Source organism: Microbacterium gallinarum, from assembly GCF_014837165.1.
Taxonomy (GTDB): Bacteria; Actinomycetota; Actinomycetes; order Actinomycetales; family Microbacteriaceae; genus Microbacterium; species Microbacterium gallinarum.
The window spans coordinates 251207-267947 of sequence record NZ_JACSPM010000004.1; the positions used below are offsets into that span (position 1 = coordinate 251207).

The 16741-nt window shown below is 71.6% G+C and carries 11 protein-coding genes; 8 read left to right on the plus strand and 3 right to left on the minus strand.

Features of this window, described 5'->3' with window-relative positions:
• Positions 1-91: 91 nt before the first annotated feature.
• Positions 92-2176 carry a glycogen debranching protein GlgX gene (glgX, locus tag H9622_RS12990; RefSeq protein WP_191766831.1) on the minus strand — a complete coding sequence of 695 codons (2085 nt, stop codon included), beginning with the start codon at positions 2174-2176 and terminating at the stop codon, positions 92-94.
• 110 nt (positions 2177-2286) lie between these two features.
• Between glgX and H9622_RS12995 the strand changes: the two genes are divergently transcribed.
• The 3 genes from H9622_RS12995 to ligA all read left to right on the plus strand — a co-directional run bounded on the left by H9622_RS12995 (position 2287) and on the right by ligA (position 7032).
• Complete coding sequence (locus H9622_RS12995) at positions 2287-3474, plus strand: cysteine desulfurase family protein (RefSeq protein WP_191766832.1); 1188 nt, start codon at positions 2287-2289, stop codon at positions 3472-3474.
• A 10-nt stretch (positions 3475-3484) separates the two neighbouring features.
• Positions 3485-4582 (plus strand): tRNA 2-thiouridine(34) synthase MnmA, encoded by a 1098-nt coding sequence (gene mnmA / locus H9622_RS13000; protein WP_191766833.1) that lies wholly within the window; start codon positions 3485-3487, stop codon positions 4580-4582.
• 179 nt (positions 4583-4761) lie between these two features.
• On the plus strand, positions 4762-7032 hold the full coding sequence (gene ligA / locus H9622_RS13005) for an NAD-dependent DNA ligase LigA (protein WP_225222101.1): 2271 nt from the start codon (positions 4762-4764) through the stop codon (positions 7030-7032).
• A gap of 18 nt (positions 7033-7050) precedes the next feature.
• Here the strand turns inward: ligA and H9622_RS13010 are convergent, their stop codons facing one another.
• A complete protein-coding gene (locus H9622_RS13010; RefSeq protein WP_191766835.1) occupies positions 7051-7284 on the minus strand; it encodes a hypothetical protein in 234 nt (77 codons plus the stop codon).
• Between the two features lie 143 nt (positions 7285-7427).
• On the opposite strand from H9622_RS13010, the gene H9622_RS16125 reads away from it, so the two are divergent.
• A complete protein-coding gene (locus tag H9622_RS16125; RefSeq protein WP_191766836.1) occupies positions 7428-10289 on the plus strand; it encodes a helix-turn-helix transcriptional regulator in 2862 nt (953 codons plus the stop codon).
• On the opposite strand, the gene H9622_RS13020 is transcribed toward H9622_RS16125, so the two are convergent.
• Positions 10273-11973, minus strand: a complete 1701-nt coding sequence (locus H9622_RS13020; RefSeq protein ID WP_191766837.1) for a long-chain-fatty-acid--CoA ligase — start codon at positions 11971-11973, stop codon at positions 10273-10275. The two genes, H9622_RS16125 and H9622_RS13020, sit on opposite strands and share 17 nt — an antisense overlap.
• 68 nt (positions 11974-12041) lie before the next feature.
• Here H9622_RS13020 and gatC point away from each other — a divergent pair, with 68 nt between their 5' ends.
• From gatC to H9622_RS13040, 4 genes are read left to right on the plus strand one after another with little or no spacing between them, the layout of a single operon-like run.
• On the plus strand, positions 12042-12341 hold the full coding sequence (gene gatC, locus H9622_RS13025; protein WP_191766838.1) for an Asp-tRNA(Asn)/Glu-tRNA(Gln) amidotransferase subunit GatC: 300 nt from the start codon (positions 12042-12044) through the stop codon (positions 12339-12341).
• An 8-nt stretch (positions 12342-12349) separates the two neighbouring features.
• Entirely contained in the window at positions 12350-13876 is a 1527-nt protein-coding gene (gatA, locus tag H9622_RS13030; protein ID WP_191766839.1) for an Asp-tRNA(Asn)/Glu-tRNA(Gln) amidotransferase subunit GatA, read from the plus strand.
• The gene (gene gatB, locus H9622_RS13035) at positions 13876-15393 is read left to right on the plus strand and encodes an Asp-tRNA(Asn)/Glu-tRNA(Gln) amidotransferase subunit GatB (RefSeq protein WP_191766840.1); all 1518 of its coding nucleotides are present in this window, start codon (positions 13876-13878) and stop codon (positions 15391-15393) included. Before gatA ends, gatB begins: the two co-directional genes overlap by 1 nt.
• Before the next feature lie 59 nt (positions 15394-15452).
• Entirely contained in the window at positions 15453-16718 is a 1266-nt protein-coding gene (locus H9622_RS13040; RefSeq protein ID WP_191766841.1) for a DNA polymerase IV, read from the plus strand.
• Positions 16719-16741: the final 23 nt, after the last annotated feature.

Consider the following 16741-nt stretch of genomic DNA (forward strand, 5'->3'; position numbering starts at 1 on the left):
GTCGGACGCGTTGGTGATGCCACGATTCGAACCTACCGGCCGTGATGACGGCTCGATAGGAGCTTGCGCCCGGGTCGCATTCCGTGGATGCTCACTCCGCGCGGAAGAGATGCATCGAGGTTCCCGGCACCGCGACGACGTCGCCCGGCGCGTGGTCGTCGCGATCGTCGGCGGGGGTCTCCTCGACGCTCGACCACAGCGAGACATACCGCGTGACGCCGTCGATCTCGGGAAGCGTGACCTCGGTGTCGCGCTCGGTGCCGTGCACGATGAGGAGGATGCGGTTGAACTCCTCCACCTCGGGCGTGGAGGCCGCCACGTACTGGAGGGTGCGGTGCGAGGGGCTCGTCCAGCGTTCGCCCGACATCGTCTCGCCGTGCTCGTCGAACCACTCCATGACCGAAGCGGACGGCGTGTGCTCGTCGAGCCGCGCGAACCGGATGGGGCGCAGCGCCGGGTTCTCGCGGCGGAGCGCGGTGAGGCGCTGCACGTGGGTGAACAGGTCGCGCTGCCAGTCGGCGTGCTCCCACGAGAGCCACGTCAGGGGCGAGTCGTGGCAGTACGCGTTGTTGTTCCCGCGCTGGGTGCGGCCGAATTCGTCACCGGCTGTCAGCATCGGGATGCCAGCGGAGAGCAGCAGCGTCCCGAGCAGATTCCGCATCGCCTTGCGGCGTGTGGCGAGGATGCCCTCGTCGTCGGTGGGGCCCTCCGCGCCGTGGTTGAACGAGCGGTTGGTGTCGGCGCCGTCGCGATTCTGCTCGCCGTTGCCCAGGTTGTGCTTGACGTCGTACGACACCAGGTCGCGCAGCGTGAAGCCGTCGTGCGCGGTCACGAAGTTCACGCTCGCCAGCGGCCCGCGCTCCTGCGAGAAGGTGTTCGCCGACCCGGCGAGCCGCGTCGCGAAGCCGCCGATGCCGACCGGGGCGGCGGACGCGCGCCGGGCGTAGTCGACGTCGCTCAGCCAGAAGTTGCGCACGCGGTCGCGGTAGCGGTCGTTCCACTCGCTCCAGCCCTCGCCGAAGTTCCCCGTCTGCCAGCCCCCCATCCCGACATCCCACGGCTCCGAGATCTTCTTGACGCGGGCGAGGGCCGGGTCGTCGATGATCGCGCGCAGCAGCGGGTGGTCGGGGGTGAAATGGTGGTCGGCGTCGCGGCCGAGCGTCGCAGCCAGGTCGAAGCGGAAGCCGTCGATCTGCACGTCGTTCGCCCAGTAGCGCAGCGAATCCAGGATCAGCCGGGCCCCGGCATCCGTCGACGTGTTCACCGAGTTGCCGCAGCCGGTGACATCGATGTAGGCCCCGTCGTCCTGCTGCCGGTAGTAGGCGCGGTTGTCGATGCCGCGCAGGCTCGACCGCGGACCGCCGATGCCCTCCTCCGCGGTGTGGTTGTACACCACGTCCAGGATCACCTCGAGGCCCGCCTCGTGGAGCAGGCGCACCATGCCCTTGAACTCGCGCAGGACGGCTTCAGGACCTTCGCGCCGCGACTGCTCGGTCGCATACGGCGCGTGCGGTGTGAAGAAGTTGAGACTGTTGTAGCCCCAGTAGTTCGACAGGCCGTGCTGCAGCAGGCGCGGCTCGGTGGCGAACGCGTGTACGGGGAGCAGTTCGATGCTGGTCACGCCGAGCGCGAGGAAGTGCTCGATCATGGCAGGGTGCGCGAGCCCGGCGTACGTGCCGTGAAGGGCGGGCGGGACTCCCGGATGCCGCTTCGAGAGGCCCTTCACATGGCCCTCGTACAGCACCGTGCGGTCGAGCGGGACTCCCGGCTTGTCCACGCCGCCCCAGTCGAACGAACCGTCCACGACGACCGAGCGCCAATCGTCGTACCCACCGCGAGCGAGCCCGCGCGAGTAGGGCTCGACCAGCAGGGTGCCGCGGTTGAAGGTGTTTCCCGGGGCATGCGGCCCGTCGACGCGCACGGCGTAGCGCGTACCCGCGCGCAGCAGGTGGGTGGTGACCTCCCACACACCGTCCCCGACAGGCTCGAGCGGAAGGATGTCGGTGGCCCAGTCGAGGTCGGTGTCGTCGAACACGACGAGCTCCATCGCCTCCGCTGCGCCCGACCAGATGCGCAGCCGCCCGCCGTCGGGCCCGAGCGTGACGCCGAGGTCGTCGAAGTCGGTGCTGTGCAGACCTGCGGACAGGGCCGGCCCGGCGGACGGAGGGGAAGACATGCGACCTACAGTAGTAAGCGCGTGAGTCGACGGTGTTACGGCACCCGGTTCCCGCGAGCTTGAGACGCAGTCGCGCCGGGTCGCTCCGCCGGCGCAGGAAGGGGCGGACGATGCAGGTCTACCTCGACCACGCCGCGACGACGCCGCTGCGGCCGGAAGCGCGCGATGCATGGCTGCGTGCGACCGCCGACGTCGGCAACGCGTCCTCGATCCACGGCTACGGCCAGTCCGCGCGGAGGCTCCTGGAGGAATCGCGCGAGCGGCTGTCGCAGGTGCTCGACTGCGACCCGATCGAGGTGGTCTTCACGTCGGGCGGCACGGAGGCGGTCAACCTCGCGGTCAAGGGGCTGTGGTGGGCGCGGGACGCCGCAGCCGACGCGGTCGTCCTGCCCGACGGTGAGCACCACGCGACCCTCGACGCGATCGAGTGGCTTCACGCGACCGAGGGCGCGACGGTACGCCACGTCGCGCTCGATGCCCGCGGCGCGATCCCGCCGGCGGCCTTCGCCGCCAGCCTCGACGGTGCCGCGTTCGCGACGGCTCTGGCCGCGAACAACGAGGTCGGCACCGTGAACGACGTCCTCCGGCTCGCCGCGGCGGCGCGGGAGGCCCGTGTTCCCCTGCACGTCGACGCCGTGGCCGCGTTCGGGCACCTCCCGGTGAGCTTCCGAGGATGGCGAGCGGATGCCGCGGGCCACACGGGCCTGTGTGCGATGAGCGTGTCGGCGCACAAGGTCGGCGGGCCGGCCGGGGTCGGCGCCCTGGTCGTATCGCGGCACGCGCGCCTGGCTCCGCTCGTCCACGGCGGCGGACAGCAGCGTGGCCTGCGCGCGGGAACCCAGGACGTCGCGGGCGCCGCGGCGTTCGCGGTGGCGGCGGAGCTGGCCGAAGCCGAGCGCGAGGCCGAGGCGGAGCGGCTCGCCGCGCTTCGCGAACGGCTGGTGCGCGGCATCCTGTCCACCGTCGCCGAGGCCGAGCTGCTCGGCGATCCGGACGACCGCATCCCCGGGAACGCCCACGTGCTGTTCCCGGGCGCCTCGGGCGAGACCCTGCTGTTCCTGCTGGATCAGGCGGGTATCGCGGTGTCGACGGGGTCGGCATGCCAGGCCGGCATCCCCGAGCCGTCGCACGTCGTGCAGGCGCTCGGGCGGTCGGATGCCGAAGCCCGCCAGGTGCTGCGGCTCACTCTCGGGCGCACGACGGTCGACGCCGACGTCGATCGGGTGCTCGCGGCGCTCCCGGCTGCGGTGGAGCGTGCGCGGGCGGCATCCGGGTCGTCCTCAGGCGCCCGCTCGTAGACTGGAGTCCATGCGGATCCTTGCGGCGATGAGCGGTGGCGTCGATTCCGCCGTCGCGGCGGCGCGGGCCGCGGAGGCCGGGCACGACGTCGTCGGCGTGCACCTGGCGCTCTCGCGGGCCGGCGGCACGCTGCGGACCGGCAGCCGGGGCTGCTGCACGATCGAGGACGCGATGGACGCGCGCCGGGCCGCCGATCTGATCGGAATCCCGTTCTACGTGTGGGACTTCTCGGAGCGCTTCCGCGACGACGTGATCGAGGACTTCGTGTCGGAGTACCGCGCGGGACGCACGCCGAACCCCTGCATGCGGTGCAACGAGAAGATCAAGTTCGCCGCCCTGCTCGAGCGCGCGATCGAGCTCGGTTTCGATGCCGTCTGCACGGGCCACTACGCCACGCTGGTCGAGACCGGCGAGGGGCTGGAGCTGCACCGGGCCTCCGATGCCGCGAAGGACCAGTCCTACGTGCTCGGCGTGCTCACGGCCGAGCAGCTCGCGCACACGTACTTCCCGCTCGGCTCGACACCGTCGAAGGCGGTCGTGCGGGCAGAGGCCGAGGCTCGCGGACTGACGGTCGCGCACAAGCCCGACAGCCACGACATCTGCTTCATCCCCGACGGCGACACACGCGGCTGGCTCGCCGAGAAGGTGGGCACAGCGCAGGGCGACGTCGTCGACCGCACGGGTGCGGTGGTGGGCCGCCACGAGGGCGCGCACGCCTTTACCGTCGGTCAGCGGCGCGGGCTGTCGCTCGGCGTCCCCGCACCCGACGGCAAGCCTCGCTTCGTGCTCGAGGTGCGGCCTGTCACGAACACCGTGGTCGTCGGCCCCAAGGAGGCGCTCGCGACCGCCGAGATCTCGGGGGAGCGCCACTCCTGGGCCGGGCGCCCGCAGGCGCCCGGCGAGTTCGGCTGCGATGTGCAGATCCGCGCGCACGCCGATCCGGTCCCCGCCCGGGCGACGCTCGCCGATGGGCGTCTGACCGTCGTGCCCGAGACGCCCTTCGACGGCGTCGCGCCGGGGCAGACGGCGGTCCTCTACGACGGCACGCGGGTCATCGGCCAGTTCACGATCGACCGCACCGTGTCCGCCGTTCCGGTCGACGCGTAGAGCGGATGCCGCACCCCGGCGCCGAGCGTCCAGCCCCTTCTGCTGTCCGTGGCCGCTCCTAGACTGGCGGCGTGACGGATGACGCTGAGCTCGCTACGCCCGCCTCCACTTCGAGCGATGCCACGGCCGCTCTCCCCGCCGATCCCGGCCTCCACGCCGCCCGCGCCGAGGCCGCGGACCTGACGGAGCAGATTCTCGGCGCACGCGACGCGTACTACGGCCGCAACGCCGAGATCGTCGATGACGCCACCTACGACGGCTGGATGCATCGGCTCGAAGAGCTCGAGAGGCTGCACCCCGAGCTGCAGGGGCAGGATTCGCCCACCCAGACGGTCGGCGCGGCCGAGAGCTCGATGTTCGCTCCCGTCGAGCACGCCGAGCGCATGCTCAGCCTCGACAACGTGTTCAGCCTCGACGAGCTTCGCGAATGGTGTGCGAAAGCCGAGGCCGGAGCCGGACGCACGGTGCGCTGGCTCACCGAGCTCAAGATCGACGGCCTCGCCATCAGCCTCCGCTACGAGCGCGGTCTGCTGACCTCCGCGGCGACGCGCGGCGACGGGCGCACCGGCGAAGACGTCACGGTGAATGCGGTGCGGGTGCCGGGCATCCCGCAGAGGCTCAGCGGCACGGGCCACCCCGACATCGTCGAGGTGCGCGGCGAGGTGTTCATCCCGGTTGCGGCGTTCGCGAAGCTCAACGAGCTCCAGGCCGACATGCGCGACCGCGCCGTCGCCGGGAGCCGTGCACGCGGCCGCGCGTTCGACGAGGCGAAGGCGCGGGCGAGCGCCGAGCGGCGGTTCCCGTCGTTCGCGAACCCGCGCAACGCGGCGTCGGGCGGTCTGCGCCAGCAGCTCGACAAGAAAGACGGGCTCGAGCGCGAGGCGGGCCAGGCGCGTCTCGATTCGCTGCGGCTCTTCGTGCACGGCATCGGCGCCTGGGAGCGGCCGCCGGTCGAGTCGCAGAGCGAGATCTACGGCCTCCTCGCCGAGTGGGGTCTGCCCGCGAGCCCGTACTTCCGCACCTCCGACGACATCGACGGCGTGCTCGACTTCGTCGCGCACTACGGCGATCACCGGCACGACGTCGAGCACGAGATCGACGGCGTCGTGGTCAAGGTCGACGAGCTCGCGCTGCATGACGAGCTCGGAGCGACCAGCCGCGCGCCGCGCTGGGCGATCGCCTACAAGTACCCGCCCGAGCAGGTGAACACGAAGCTGCTCGACATCGTGGTCTCGGTGGGCCGCACCGGGCGCGCGACCCCGTTCGCGGTGATGGCCCCCGCACGGGTGGCGGGCTCGGTCGTGCGCCAGGCGACCCTGCACAACCAAGACGTCGTGCGCGCGAAGGGCGTGCTCATCGGCGACACCGTCGTGCTGCGCAAAGCGGGCGATGTCATCCCCGAGGTCCTCGGCCCGGTCGTCGAGCTGCGCGACGGTACGGAGCGCGAGTTCGTGATGCCGGCGGAATGTCCCGAGTGCGGCTTCCCGCTCGCACCGGCGAAGGAAGGCGACATCGACCTCCGGTGCCCCAACACGCGCGCCTGCCCGGCGCAGGTGCGGGGTCGCGTCGAGCACATCGGCTCGCGCGGCGCACTCGACATCGAGGCGCTCGGCGAGGTGACCGCCGCTGCATTGACGCAGCCGTCGGTGCCCGAGGTCCCGCCGCTGCAGACGGAGGCGACGCTGTTCGACCTCACGATCGACCAGCTGGTGCCGATCGAGGTCGTCGTGCGCGACGCCGAGACGGGCGAGCCCCGCATCGACGAGAAGACGGGCGAACCGGTGCGACGGGCGCCGTTCCGGCGCAACCCGAGCGCCGCCGAGAAGAAGTCCGGGGCCACTGGTCCGCAGCCGTCGGCGCAGGCGCTCACGCTGATCGATCAGCTCGAGCGCGCGAAGACGAAAGAGCTCTGGCGCTTCCTCGTCGCGCTCAACATCCGCCACGTCGGTCCGGTCGCCGCGCGCGCCCTCGCGCAGTGGTTCGGTTCCGTCGAAGCGATCCGGGCGGCCTCTCGAGACGAGCTCGCCGCGGTCGAAGGCGTGGGCGGGATCATCGCCGACTCGCTCGACGAGTGGTTCGCCGTGGACTGGCACCAGGAGATCGTCGAGAAGTGGGCCACCGCAGGAGCACAGCTCGCCACTCCAGGACATCCCGGGCCCGGAGCGGCGCAGGCTGCCGGCGGGGTGCTCGACGGCCTCACCGTCGTCGCCACCGGCGCTCTCGATGGATACACCCGCGAGGGCGCTCAGGAGGCGATCATCCAGGCCGGCGGCAAGGCGGCGTCGAGCGTCTCCAAGAAGACCGACTTCGTCGCCGCGGGGCCGGGCGCGGGGTCCAAGCTGGCCAAGGCCGAGGAACTGGGCGTGCGGATCCTCGACGCGGCGCAGTTCCGCATCCTGGTCACCGAGGGTCCGGCGGCGCTCGACGCGCTCGCACCCGACGCCGGGTGAGCGCGTCCAGGCCGACGGTCAGTGGGGGGTCGGCGCGAGACGCCCCGCGCCGCGCAGGAAGTCCGACGGCGCCGTAAGCGGGTCGGTGACGACGTCCGTCTCGGGCGTGAACACGCACGTCGACGTGGGAGGGTCTTTCAACGGCCCCCCGGGGGCGGCGATCGCCACCGAGGAGGAACCCAGCAGGGCGCCGACGGCTCCCGCGGCGAGCAGCACGATCGCGTTGCGCGAGGTGCGGAGTGCGCTGTCCATGAACTGACCTTTCGTTGTTGCGGATGGATGCCTCCACGGTGCGTCCACCGCGCTCATCCGCACATCGGGGACGACCCCTCGGATCGGCGTCCTCCACCCTCAGATCCGCGGCGTGATGCGCCAGACGCTGTCACACTGGAGAGGTGGGCCCAGGCGAGGCGGGCGCAACCCCTCAGATCGTCGGGCGGGACGACGTCCGGCGGCGGGTCCTCGCGCGCCTGGCTCCACCGGGACCGGGCGGGTGCGGCTCGGTGATCCTCACGGGTGAGCCGGGCGTAGGAAAGACGACCCTCGCCAAGGACGCGGTCGCGAGGCTCGCCGACGCCGCCGTGTTCGCAGGCTCCTGCCTTCCGCTGTCCACCGTTTCGGTTCCGATGCTGGCGTTCCGCTCGATGTTCCGGCTGGTCGGTGCGGACTCGGTGGCGGACTTCGATGCCGCACCCGCGAGCGCGCTCCTTCAGCTGGATGCCTGGCTGGACGAGCAGACCGCTGACCAGCGCGTCGTGCTGCTCGTCGACGACCTGCAATGGGCCGACAGCGCGATGCTCGACGCGTTGCTGTACCTGATGTCCGGGCCGCCGGCGCGCAGGCTGAGCATCATCGCGACGGTTCGCGACGAGTCGACGACGGCGCCCCGACCGGTGGACCGCTGGCTGTCCAACGCGCGCCACGTCGAGTCGTGCGAGGTCGTCGCGGTGGAGCCGCTCGACCGCGCCGGGACGACGGAGCAGCTCGCCGCCCTGCTGGGGCGTTCCCCGCATCAGACCCTCGTCGAGGAGGTGTGGGCGCACACGAGGGGCTTTCCCTACTTCACCGCCCTGACAGTCGAGGGCATCGATCCCGATGCGCGTCGTCTTCCCCCGGCGCTGCCCTCACGCCTGGCCGAAGCGGTGCTGGCCCCCGCGCATGAGCTCGGCGAGGCTGTCGCGGGGGTGCTGCGCGTGCTCGCAGTCGGGGGCAGACCGCTGACGGCGAACGAGCTTCACGAGGTCGTCGCCGCGGTGGAGCGGGCACCGGGCCCCCGTCCCGCCGATATCGAGAACGCACTGGCCACTGCGGCGGAGGCGGGCATCGTGGGCGTCGGAGCACACGGCTCGTATTGGTTCCGGCATCCGCTCTCCGCGGAGATGCTCGCCGCGGAGCTGGCTGAGCGCGAGCGCACCGCGTGGCACGCCGCCTTCGTCCGCCGCGCGGAGGTCCGATCGACGGAGGGGGCGTCGTTCGAGGACGTCATCCGGCTCGCCGATCACGCCGAGGAGTCGGGCGACGCCGACGACGCGTACCGCTGGACGGTGGCCGCCTGCCGTGCCGCGCTGGTCGGGGGCAGCTTCGCGCAGGCGCTCCGATTCGCGGACCGCGCACTGCAGTGGCACCCTCGCGTGGATGCGCCCGCGGAGTCGCAGCGGGAGCTGCTCGAGCTGCGTCGGCGGGCCGCCGCCGATGCCGGCGACGGTGAGGCGGAACTCGAGACCGTCGAGAGCCTGCTGCGCAGTGTCGAGCCCGAGGAGCGGCGGCTGCGCCTCGAACTGGATGCGCGCCGCCTCCTGCTGCGCGCCGCCGGCCAGCTCTCCGAGCCGACCGAGCACGAGGTCGGCGCGCTGTGCGCGCGGGTCCGCGCCGAGCATGCCGACTGGGAGGACGCGTTCGCGCTGGCGGTCGCGTCGCTGTGGATGCCCGCCGCCGACGCAGCAGTCACCGCGCATGACGCGCTCGGACTGGCCCGCGCGACCGACCATGATGTCGCCCTGGCATGGTCGCTGACCGCGTCCGTCCACAGCGCGGAGCGCGTCGGCGACACGGCGCAGATCCGCCGGCTCGCGCCGGAGGCGCTGCGGGCGGCTGTGCGCATCCGCGACGGACTCGCCCACAACATGGCGGTGAACATCGCCGCCACGGCGTCGCACCCGGGGAGGCCGGATGAATTCGCCGATGCGATCCACCGCGCGAGGGTCACCGCTTCCGGGACGCTTCCGAGCCCCTACGTCGGATGGCTGGGGATGTGGGAGGCGACAGATTGGTTTCTGCTGGGGCGGTGGGACCGGTGCAGGGCCGCGCTGCGCTCCACCTTGAGCGAGTATCCGGGTCGCCCCGTCGACGTCGCCAGCCGCGCTGTCGCAGGCTGGCTGGCCGTGCGGCAGGGACGCGCGGAACGCGCGCGGACGCACTTCGCCCGCGCGGACGAGCTCATCGCCGAGGGAGAACTCGTCGTCTCACCGGACGACGTGATCGCGAGGGCCGAGCTGGAGCTCGCCCTGGGCGACACCGGCGCGGCTGCGAGGCTGGTCGACGAGGCCTCCTCACGGCGCGAGGCCAAGGAGCTGGTGCCCGTGGCCGCGCGCGTCCTCGCCGATCATGTGCGGTCCGGCGCGCCGGAGGCGACGCTGCCGGCCGCGGTTCGCGACCTGGCGCGGCGCGAGCTTCCGACCGACAGGACCGCCGACACGATGATCGACGGACGCGAGTACGCGCCCGTCTGGGAGCGGCTGCAGCGCGCGGAGCTCGCGCGTGCCGGATCGGTCGACGATTCGGCGGACCGCTGGCTGGAGGCAGCCGAGGCGTGCGCCGGTGCGGACCTGCCCTGGGAAGAGGCCTACTGCTGTGAGAAGGCGGCGGAGGCGCTGCTCATCGCGGTGCGTCCGGATCGCGCCCGCGCCGCGGAGCCGCTGCGGCGAGGTTTGGCCATCACGGACCGACTCGGGGCGCGGCCGTTGGGGGCATCGCTGCGGCAGCTCGCGCTTTCGGCGCGGATCCCGCTGCCCGGGTCCGGCGCCGGGGACGAGGCATCCGCTCGCCCTCTTCCGCTCTTCATCGACGGCCTGACTCCGCGCGAGATCGAGATCGTCCGACTCGTGGTCGCCGGACGCACCTACCGTGAGATCGCGGGAGAGCTGTTCGTGAGCGAGAAGACCGTCAGCTCGCATATCTCGAACGTGCTGCGAAAGACCGGGGCGGCGAATCGCATCGACCTGGCGCGCCGGGCCGCGGCAGTCATGCCCCCGTCGTGAGCGTGAGCAGGCGGTCCCGCACCTGACGGCGGAGAACCTTGCCGATGAGCGACTTCGGCAGCTCGTCCACGACGAAGATTCGCCGCGGCACCTTGTACGGGGTCAAGATGCCGCGCGCGAACTCGCGCACGGCCTCGACGTCGATCTCCTCGCCGGGGACGAGCACGACCGCCGCGACCACCTCTTCGCCGCTGTGCTCGCTCGGCAGGCCGACGACCGCGGCATCCTCGACCTGGGGATGCTGACGCAGGGCGTTCTCGACTTCGGTCGGGGCGACGTTGAACCCGCCCGTGATGATGAGCTCCTTGATGCGATCGACGACCCTCACGAAGCCGGCGTCGTCGATCATGACGATGTCGCCGGTGCGGAACCAGCCGTCGGTGAAGACCGCCTCGGTCTCCTCCGGCTTGCCGTAGTAGCCGCCGAACACCTGCGGCCCGCGCACGATGAGCTCACCGCGTTCGCCCTTCGGCACGTCCTGGGTCGGGTCGTCGGGGTCGACCACGCGGCACTCGGTGCCCGGCAGCGGCAGCCCGACCGTTCCGGGCACGCGGTTGTCGGCCACCGGGTTGGCCATCAGCACAGGGGAGCACTCGCTCAGACCGTAGCCCTCGACCAGGTAGCCGCCCGAGGCGGCCTCGAACGGCACGACGAGTTCGTGGGGGAGTGCCATGGCACCCGAGATCGCCACCTGCGTCCCCTGGAGCGACACGCCCTTCTCGCGCGCGGCCTTGAGCAGCCGATCGGCGATCGGCGGCACGAGCGGGAGGAAGGTGGCCGGATGCTTCTTCGTGACCTCGAGCACCATGTCGGGGTCGAAGCGCGGGAAGAGCACGAGGCGGGCGCCCATCGACATCGCGAATGTGAGACAGAGCGTGAGCCCGTACGCGTGGAACATCGGCAGCACGGCGTAGACCACGCATCCCTCGCCGCGCACGATCGACGGCACCCACGCGCGGGACTGCGCCGCGTTCGACAGCAGGTTGCGGTGCGTCAGCGACGCGCCCTTCGGCGAGCCGGTCGTGCCGCTCGTGTACTGGATGAGCGCGAGGTCGTCCGTAGCCGGCTTCGGATGCGTCGCCGGCAGCGGCTCCGAGCCGACGACGTCCTCCCACGCGATGGCGCCGCTGACGCGGTCCGTGAGCGCGCTGCGCGCCTCGCGTGCCTTCGACAGCGGAAGGCGCAGCGCGAGACGCGTCGTGAACGGCATGGCGCGGGTGATGTCGACCGAGATCACCGACGTGACCGCGAGATCGGCGGGGAACTCCTGCACCGTCTTGACGACCTTCGACCACACGATCGCGTGCTTCGCCCCGTGATCCTCGAACTGCTTGCGCAGCTCGCGCGGGGTGTAGAGCGGGTTGTGCTCGATGACGACGGCGCCCAGCCGCAGGATCGCGTAGAAGGCGACGATGTGCTGGGGGCAGTTCGGCAGCACGATCGCCACCGGATCCCCCGCCCGCACGCCCAGCGCCCGCAGTCCGGCGGCGGCGCGCTCGATCTGCTCGTGCAGCGACCGGTACGAAGTCTCCCGTCCGAAGAACTGCAGGGCCGCGGCATCCGGATAGTCCTTCGCGGACTCCTCGACGATGTCGACGAGCGAACCGCTGACGGGTTCGAGGTCCTGCGGCACGCCTTCGGCGTAGCTGGCGATCCACGGGCGAGGCGGGTCATAGGTCGTCACGTCGCCAGCCTACGCCTCCGGGCTGGGGTGACCACGGGCCGGTGCTGCGGTCGAACTAGACTGTCGTGGTGTCTGAAATCACCCCCGATCTCGTGCGCCATCTTGGTGTGCTCGCCCGGATCCAGCTGTCCGATGAGGAGGTCGAGCGCCTGACCGGGCAGCTCGACGTGATCGTCGACAACATCGCGAAGGTCTCGGAGGTCGCCACCCCCGAGGTGGCCGCGACGAGCCACCCGATCCCGCTGGAGAACATCTTCCGCCCCGACGTCGTGGGCGACCAGCTCACGCCGGCGGAGGTTCTGCAGAATGCTCCGGATGCCGCGGACGGCCGTTTCCGCGTGACCGCGATCCTCGGCGAAGAGCAGTAAGGACCCCTGTGACCGATCTGACCAAGCTGAGCGCCGCCGCGCTCGCTGACAAGCTCACCGCCGGCGAGATCTCCAGCGTCGAGGCGACGCGGGCGCACCTCGACCGGATCGCCGCCGTCGACGGCGACGTCCACGCCTTCCTCCATGTGAGCGACCATGCGCTCGAGGTGGCCGCCGGCATCGATCGCCGCCGCGCGGCAGGCGAGGCGCTCGGCCCGGTCGCCGGCGTCCCGCTCGCGATCAAGGACGTGCTCGTGACGACGGACATGCCGTCCACGAGCGGATCGAAGATCCTCGAGGGCTACATGTCGCCCTACGACGCCACGGTCGTCGCGCGGTCGCGCGCCGCCGGGCTGGTGCCCCTCGGCAAGACGAACATGGACGAGTTCGCCATGGGATCGTCCACCGAGCACTCGGCGTACGGCCCGACACGCAACCCGTGGGATCTCGACCGCATCCCCGGCGGTTCGGGCGGCGGGTCCGCCGCTGCCGTGGCCGCGTTCGAGGCGCCGCTCGCCCTCGGCTCCGACACCGGCGGCTCGATCCGCCAGCCTGCGCACGTCACCGGCACCGTCGGACTCAAGCCGACGTACGGCGGCGTCAGCCGCTACGGGGCGATCGCCCTGGCGTCCAGCCTCGACCAGGTGGGTCCCGTCACCCGCACGGTCCTCGACGCGGGGCTGCTGCATGACGTGATCGGCGGCCACGACCCTCACGACTCGACGTCGCTGTCCGACGCCTGGCCCTCGTTCGCCGAGGCCGCCCGTGAGGGCGCACGCGGCGATGTCCTCAAGGGGCTCAAGGTCGGCGTGATCAAGGAGCTGCCCGACGCCGGCTTCCAGCCGGGCGTCTCGGCGTCCTTCCGAAGCGCCCTCGCCGCGATGGAGGCGCAGGGCGCCGAGATCGTCGAGATCAGCGCGCCGCACTTCGAGTACGGGGTCGCGGCGTACTACCTGATCCTGCCCGCCGAGGCATCCAGCAATCTGGCCAAGTTCGACTCCGTGCGCTTCGGCCTGCGCGTCGACGTGCCGGGCGGCACGGTCGAGGACGTCATGGCGCGCACGCGCGACGTCGGGTTCGGCGACGAGGTCAAGCGCCGCATCATCCTGGGCACGTACGCGCTCTCGGCGGGCTACTACGACGCCTATTACGGCTCGGCGCAGAAGGTGCGCACGCTCATCCAGCAGGACTTCGACTCGGCGTTCGCGTCGGTCGACGTCATCGCCACGCCGTCCGCGCCGACCACGGCGTTCCGTCTGGGCGAGAAGATCGACGACCCGATGCAGATGTACCTCAACGATGTGACGACGATCCCCGCAAACCTCGCAGGCGTTCCCGGCATCTCGATCCCGTCGGGTCTCGCCGACGAGGACGGCCTGCCCGTCGGCATCCAGTTCCTCGCTCCGGCTCGCGAGGACGCGCGCCTCTATCGCGTCGGCGCGGCGCTCGAGGCGCTGCTGGTGGACTCGTGGGGCGCGTCGCTGCTGGAGCGCGCACCGCAGCTCGGCGACTCGACGCAGGGAGGGGCACTCTGATGGCCAAGGACACGCTGATGGACTTCGACGAGGCCCTCGAGCTGTACGAGCCGGTGCTCGGCTTCGAGGTGCACGTCGAGCTCAACACCAAGACCAAGATGTTCTCGGGCGCCGCCAACCCGGCCCACGCCGACAACCACGGCGCCGAGCCGAACACGCTCGTCGCGCCGGTCGACATGGGCCTGCCGGGCTCGCTGCCGACGGTGAACGCCGAGGCCGTGAAGTACTCGATCAGCCTGGGCCTCGCCCTGGGCTGCTCGATCGCGCCGTCGAGCCGGTTCGCACGGAAGAACTACTTCTACCCCGATCTCGGCAAGAACTACCAGATCTCGCAGTACGACGAGCCCATCGCTTTCGAGGGTCAGGTCGACGTCGAGCTCTCCGACGGGTCGATCGTCACGGTGCCGATCGAGCGCGCGCACATGGAGGAGGATGCCGGCAAGCTCACGCACGTCGGCGGCTCGACCGGGCGCATCCAGGGGGCGGAGTACTCGCTCGTCGACTACAACCGCGCCGGTGTGCCCCTCGTCGAGATCGTCACCAAGCCGATCTTCGGCGCCGAGCACCGCGCGCCCGAGATCGCGAAGGCCTACGTGCAGACGATCCGTGACATCGTGATCTCGCTGGGCATCTCGGAGGCGCGCATGGAGCGGGGCAACCTCCGCTGCGATGCGAACGTCTCGCTCCGCCCGCGCGGCCAGGAGAAGCTCGGCACCCGCACCGAGACGAAGAACGTCAACTCGATGCGGTCGGTCGAGCGCGCTGTCCGCTACGAGATCCAGCGTCAGGCGGCCATCCTCGCCGTCGGCGGCTCGATCATCCAGGAGACGCGCCACTGGCACGAGGACACCGGCACCACCTCGCCGGGGCGGCCGAAGTCGGACGCTGACGACTACCGCTACTTCCCCGAGCCCGACCTGCTGCCTGTCGCACCTGCGTCGGCCCTGATCGAGGAGCTCCGGGCCGCACTGCCCGAGCCGCCGGCCGCGCGCCGGCGTCGCCTGAAGGCGGACTGGGGCTTCACCGACCTCGAGTTCCAGGACGTCGTCAACGGCGGCCTGCTCGCCGAGGTCGAGGCCACCGTCGCCGCCGGTGCCGCGCCGGCTGCCGCACGCAAGTGGTGGACAGGTGAGATCACCCGGGTCGCCAACGCCCAGGGGCGCGAGGCCTCCGACCTCGTGACGCCGGCCGATGTCGCCGCCCTGCAGTCGCTCGTCGACGCAGGGTCGCTCAACGACAAGCTCGCGCGCCAGGTGCTGGAAGGCGTCATCGCCGGCGAAGGCGCGCCGCAGGAGGTCGTCGACGCGCGCGGACTCGCCGTCGTCTCGGACGACGGTGCGCTGATCGCCGCCATCGACGAGGCGCTGGCGTCGCAGCCCGACGTGCTCGCCAAGATCCGCGACGGCAAGGTGCAGGCCGCCGGCGCCGTCATCGGCGCCGTGATGAAGGCGATGAAGGGGCAGGCCGACGCCGCCCGCGTACGCGAGCTGGTGCTGGAGCGCGCCGCCGCAGACTGAGACCCGCACCCTCCGGCGTCGCCGGGCGCGACGTCGGAGGGAAGGGGGAGGATCGGACCATGGGACGTGGCGACGGCACCGGGCGGCTCGTGTCGCCCGACGGAGCCGACGACAGCGGCACCGGCATCCTCCATGTCGACATGGATGCGTTCTACGCGTCGGTCGAGCAGCTCGACGACCCGTCGCTGGTGGGCAAGCCGATCATCATCGGCGCTCCCGACAGCCGCTCGGTGGTCTCGAGCGCCTCGTACGAGGCACGCCGCTTCGGCGTGCGGTCGGCGATGCCCGTCGGGCAGGCGCTGCGGCTGTGCCCCACGGCGATCGTCGTGCCGCCCCACTTCGACCGCTACCTCGCGCTGTCGGGCCAGGTCATGCGCATCTTCCGCGATGTCACCCCGCTGGTCGAGCCGCTGTCGATCGATGAGGCGTTCCTCGACGTGCGCGGCGTGCGACGGCTGTGGGGGAGTCCTGCGATGATCGCGCGCGAGCTGCGGACGCGCGTCCGGGCCGAAACCGGTCTGACGTGCAGCATCGGGGTCGCGGCGACGAAGCACGTCGCGAAGATGGCCTCGACCATCAGCAAGCCCGACGGCCTGCTCGTCGTCGCCGAGGCCGACACGGCGGCGTTCCTTGCGCCGCGGTCGGTGCGGGCGCTGTGGGGAGTCGGCCCGAAGGCCGCCGAGGCGCTCGAGGGGCGCGGCATCCGCACGATCGGCGACATCATCGACACCCCGCGCGACGTGCTCGATCGCGCTCTCGGGCCCGCCATGGGCGAGCGGGTCTGGTATCTCGCACGGGGCATCGATGCGCGGTCGGTCGACACCGAACGCGTCGAGAAGAGCGTCGGCCACGAAGAGACGTTCCACGAAGACATCGCCGATCCGCGCATCCTGCGCACCGAGCTGCGGCGGCTCGCCGACCGCGTGGGTGCGCGCCTGCGCAGCGGCGGGTGGGAGGCGTCCACGATCGCGATCAAGGTGCGCTTCGCCGACTTCACCACGATCTCCCGCTCGCAGACCCTGCCCGAGCCCACCGCGGTCGGCCAGCGGATCGGCGACGCGGCACATGAGCTGTTCGACGCGGTAGAGCGGCATCTGCCCGTGCGGCTGATCGGGGTTCGGGCCGAGAAGCTGCGCGCAGCAGGCTCGGCACCGCTCGCACTGTGGGACGACGACGCCGAGTGGCGACGCATCGAAGACGCCCTGGACGGAGCCGCGGCGAAGTTCGGCCGCGGCGCAGTCACGCGCGGCACGCTGCTCGGCAAGGCACGCGGCGGCGGCAGTCTTCCCTCGAGCCCGCTCCCGCCGAAGCCGGATCAGGGCTGACACCGGCGCCGCGCGGCCGGTAG

What these genes read in the sequence shown, in the direction of transcription:
- H9622_RS13040 (WP_191766841.1), top strand. Translation starts at nt 15,453, where the DNA reads ATGGGACGTGGCGACGGCACCGGGCGGCTCGTGTCGCCCGACGGAGCC.
- gatB (WP_191766840.1), top strand. Translation starts at nt 13,876, where the DNA reads ATGGCCAAGGACACGCTGATGGACTTCGACGAGGCCCTCGAGCTGTAC.
- H9622_RS12995 (WP_191766832.1), top strand. Translation starts at nt 2,287, where the DNA reads ATGCAGGTCTACCTCGACCACGCCGCGACGACGCCGCTGCGGCCGGAA.
- mnmA (WP_191766833.1), top strand. Translation starts at nt 3,485, where the DNA reads ATGCGGATCCTTGCGGCGATGAGCGGTGGCGTCGATTCCGCCGTCGCG.
- H9622_RS13010 (WP_191766835.1), bottom strand. Translation starts at nt 7,284, where the DNA reads ATGGACAGCGCACTCCGCACCTCGCGCAACGCGATCGTGCTGCTCGCC.
- glgX (WP_191766831.1), bottom strand. Translation starts at nt 2,176, where the DNA reads ATGTCTTCCCCTCCGTCCGCCGGGCCGGCCCTGTCCGCAGGTCTGCAC.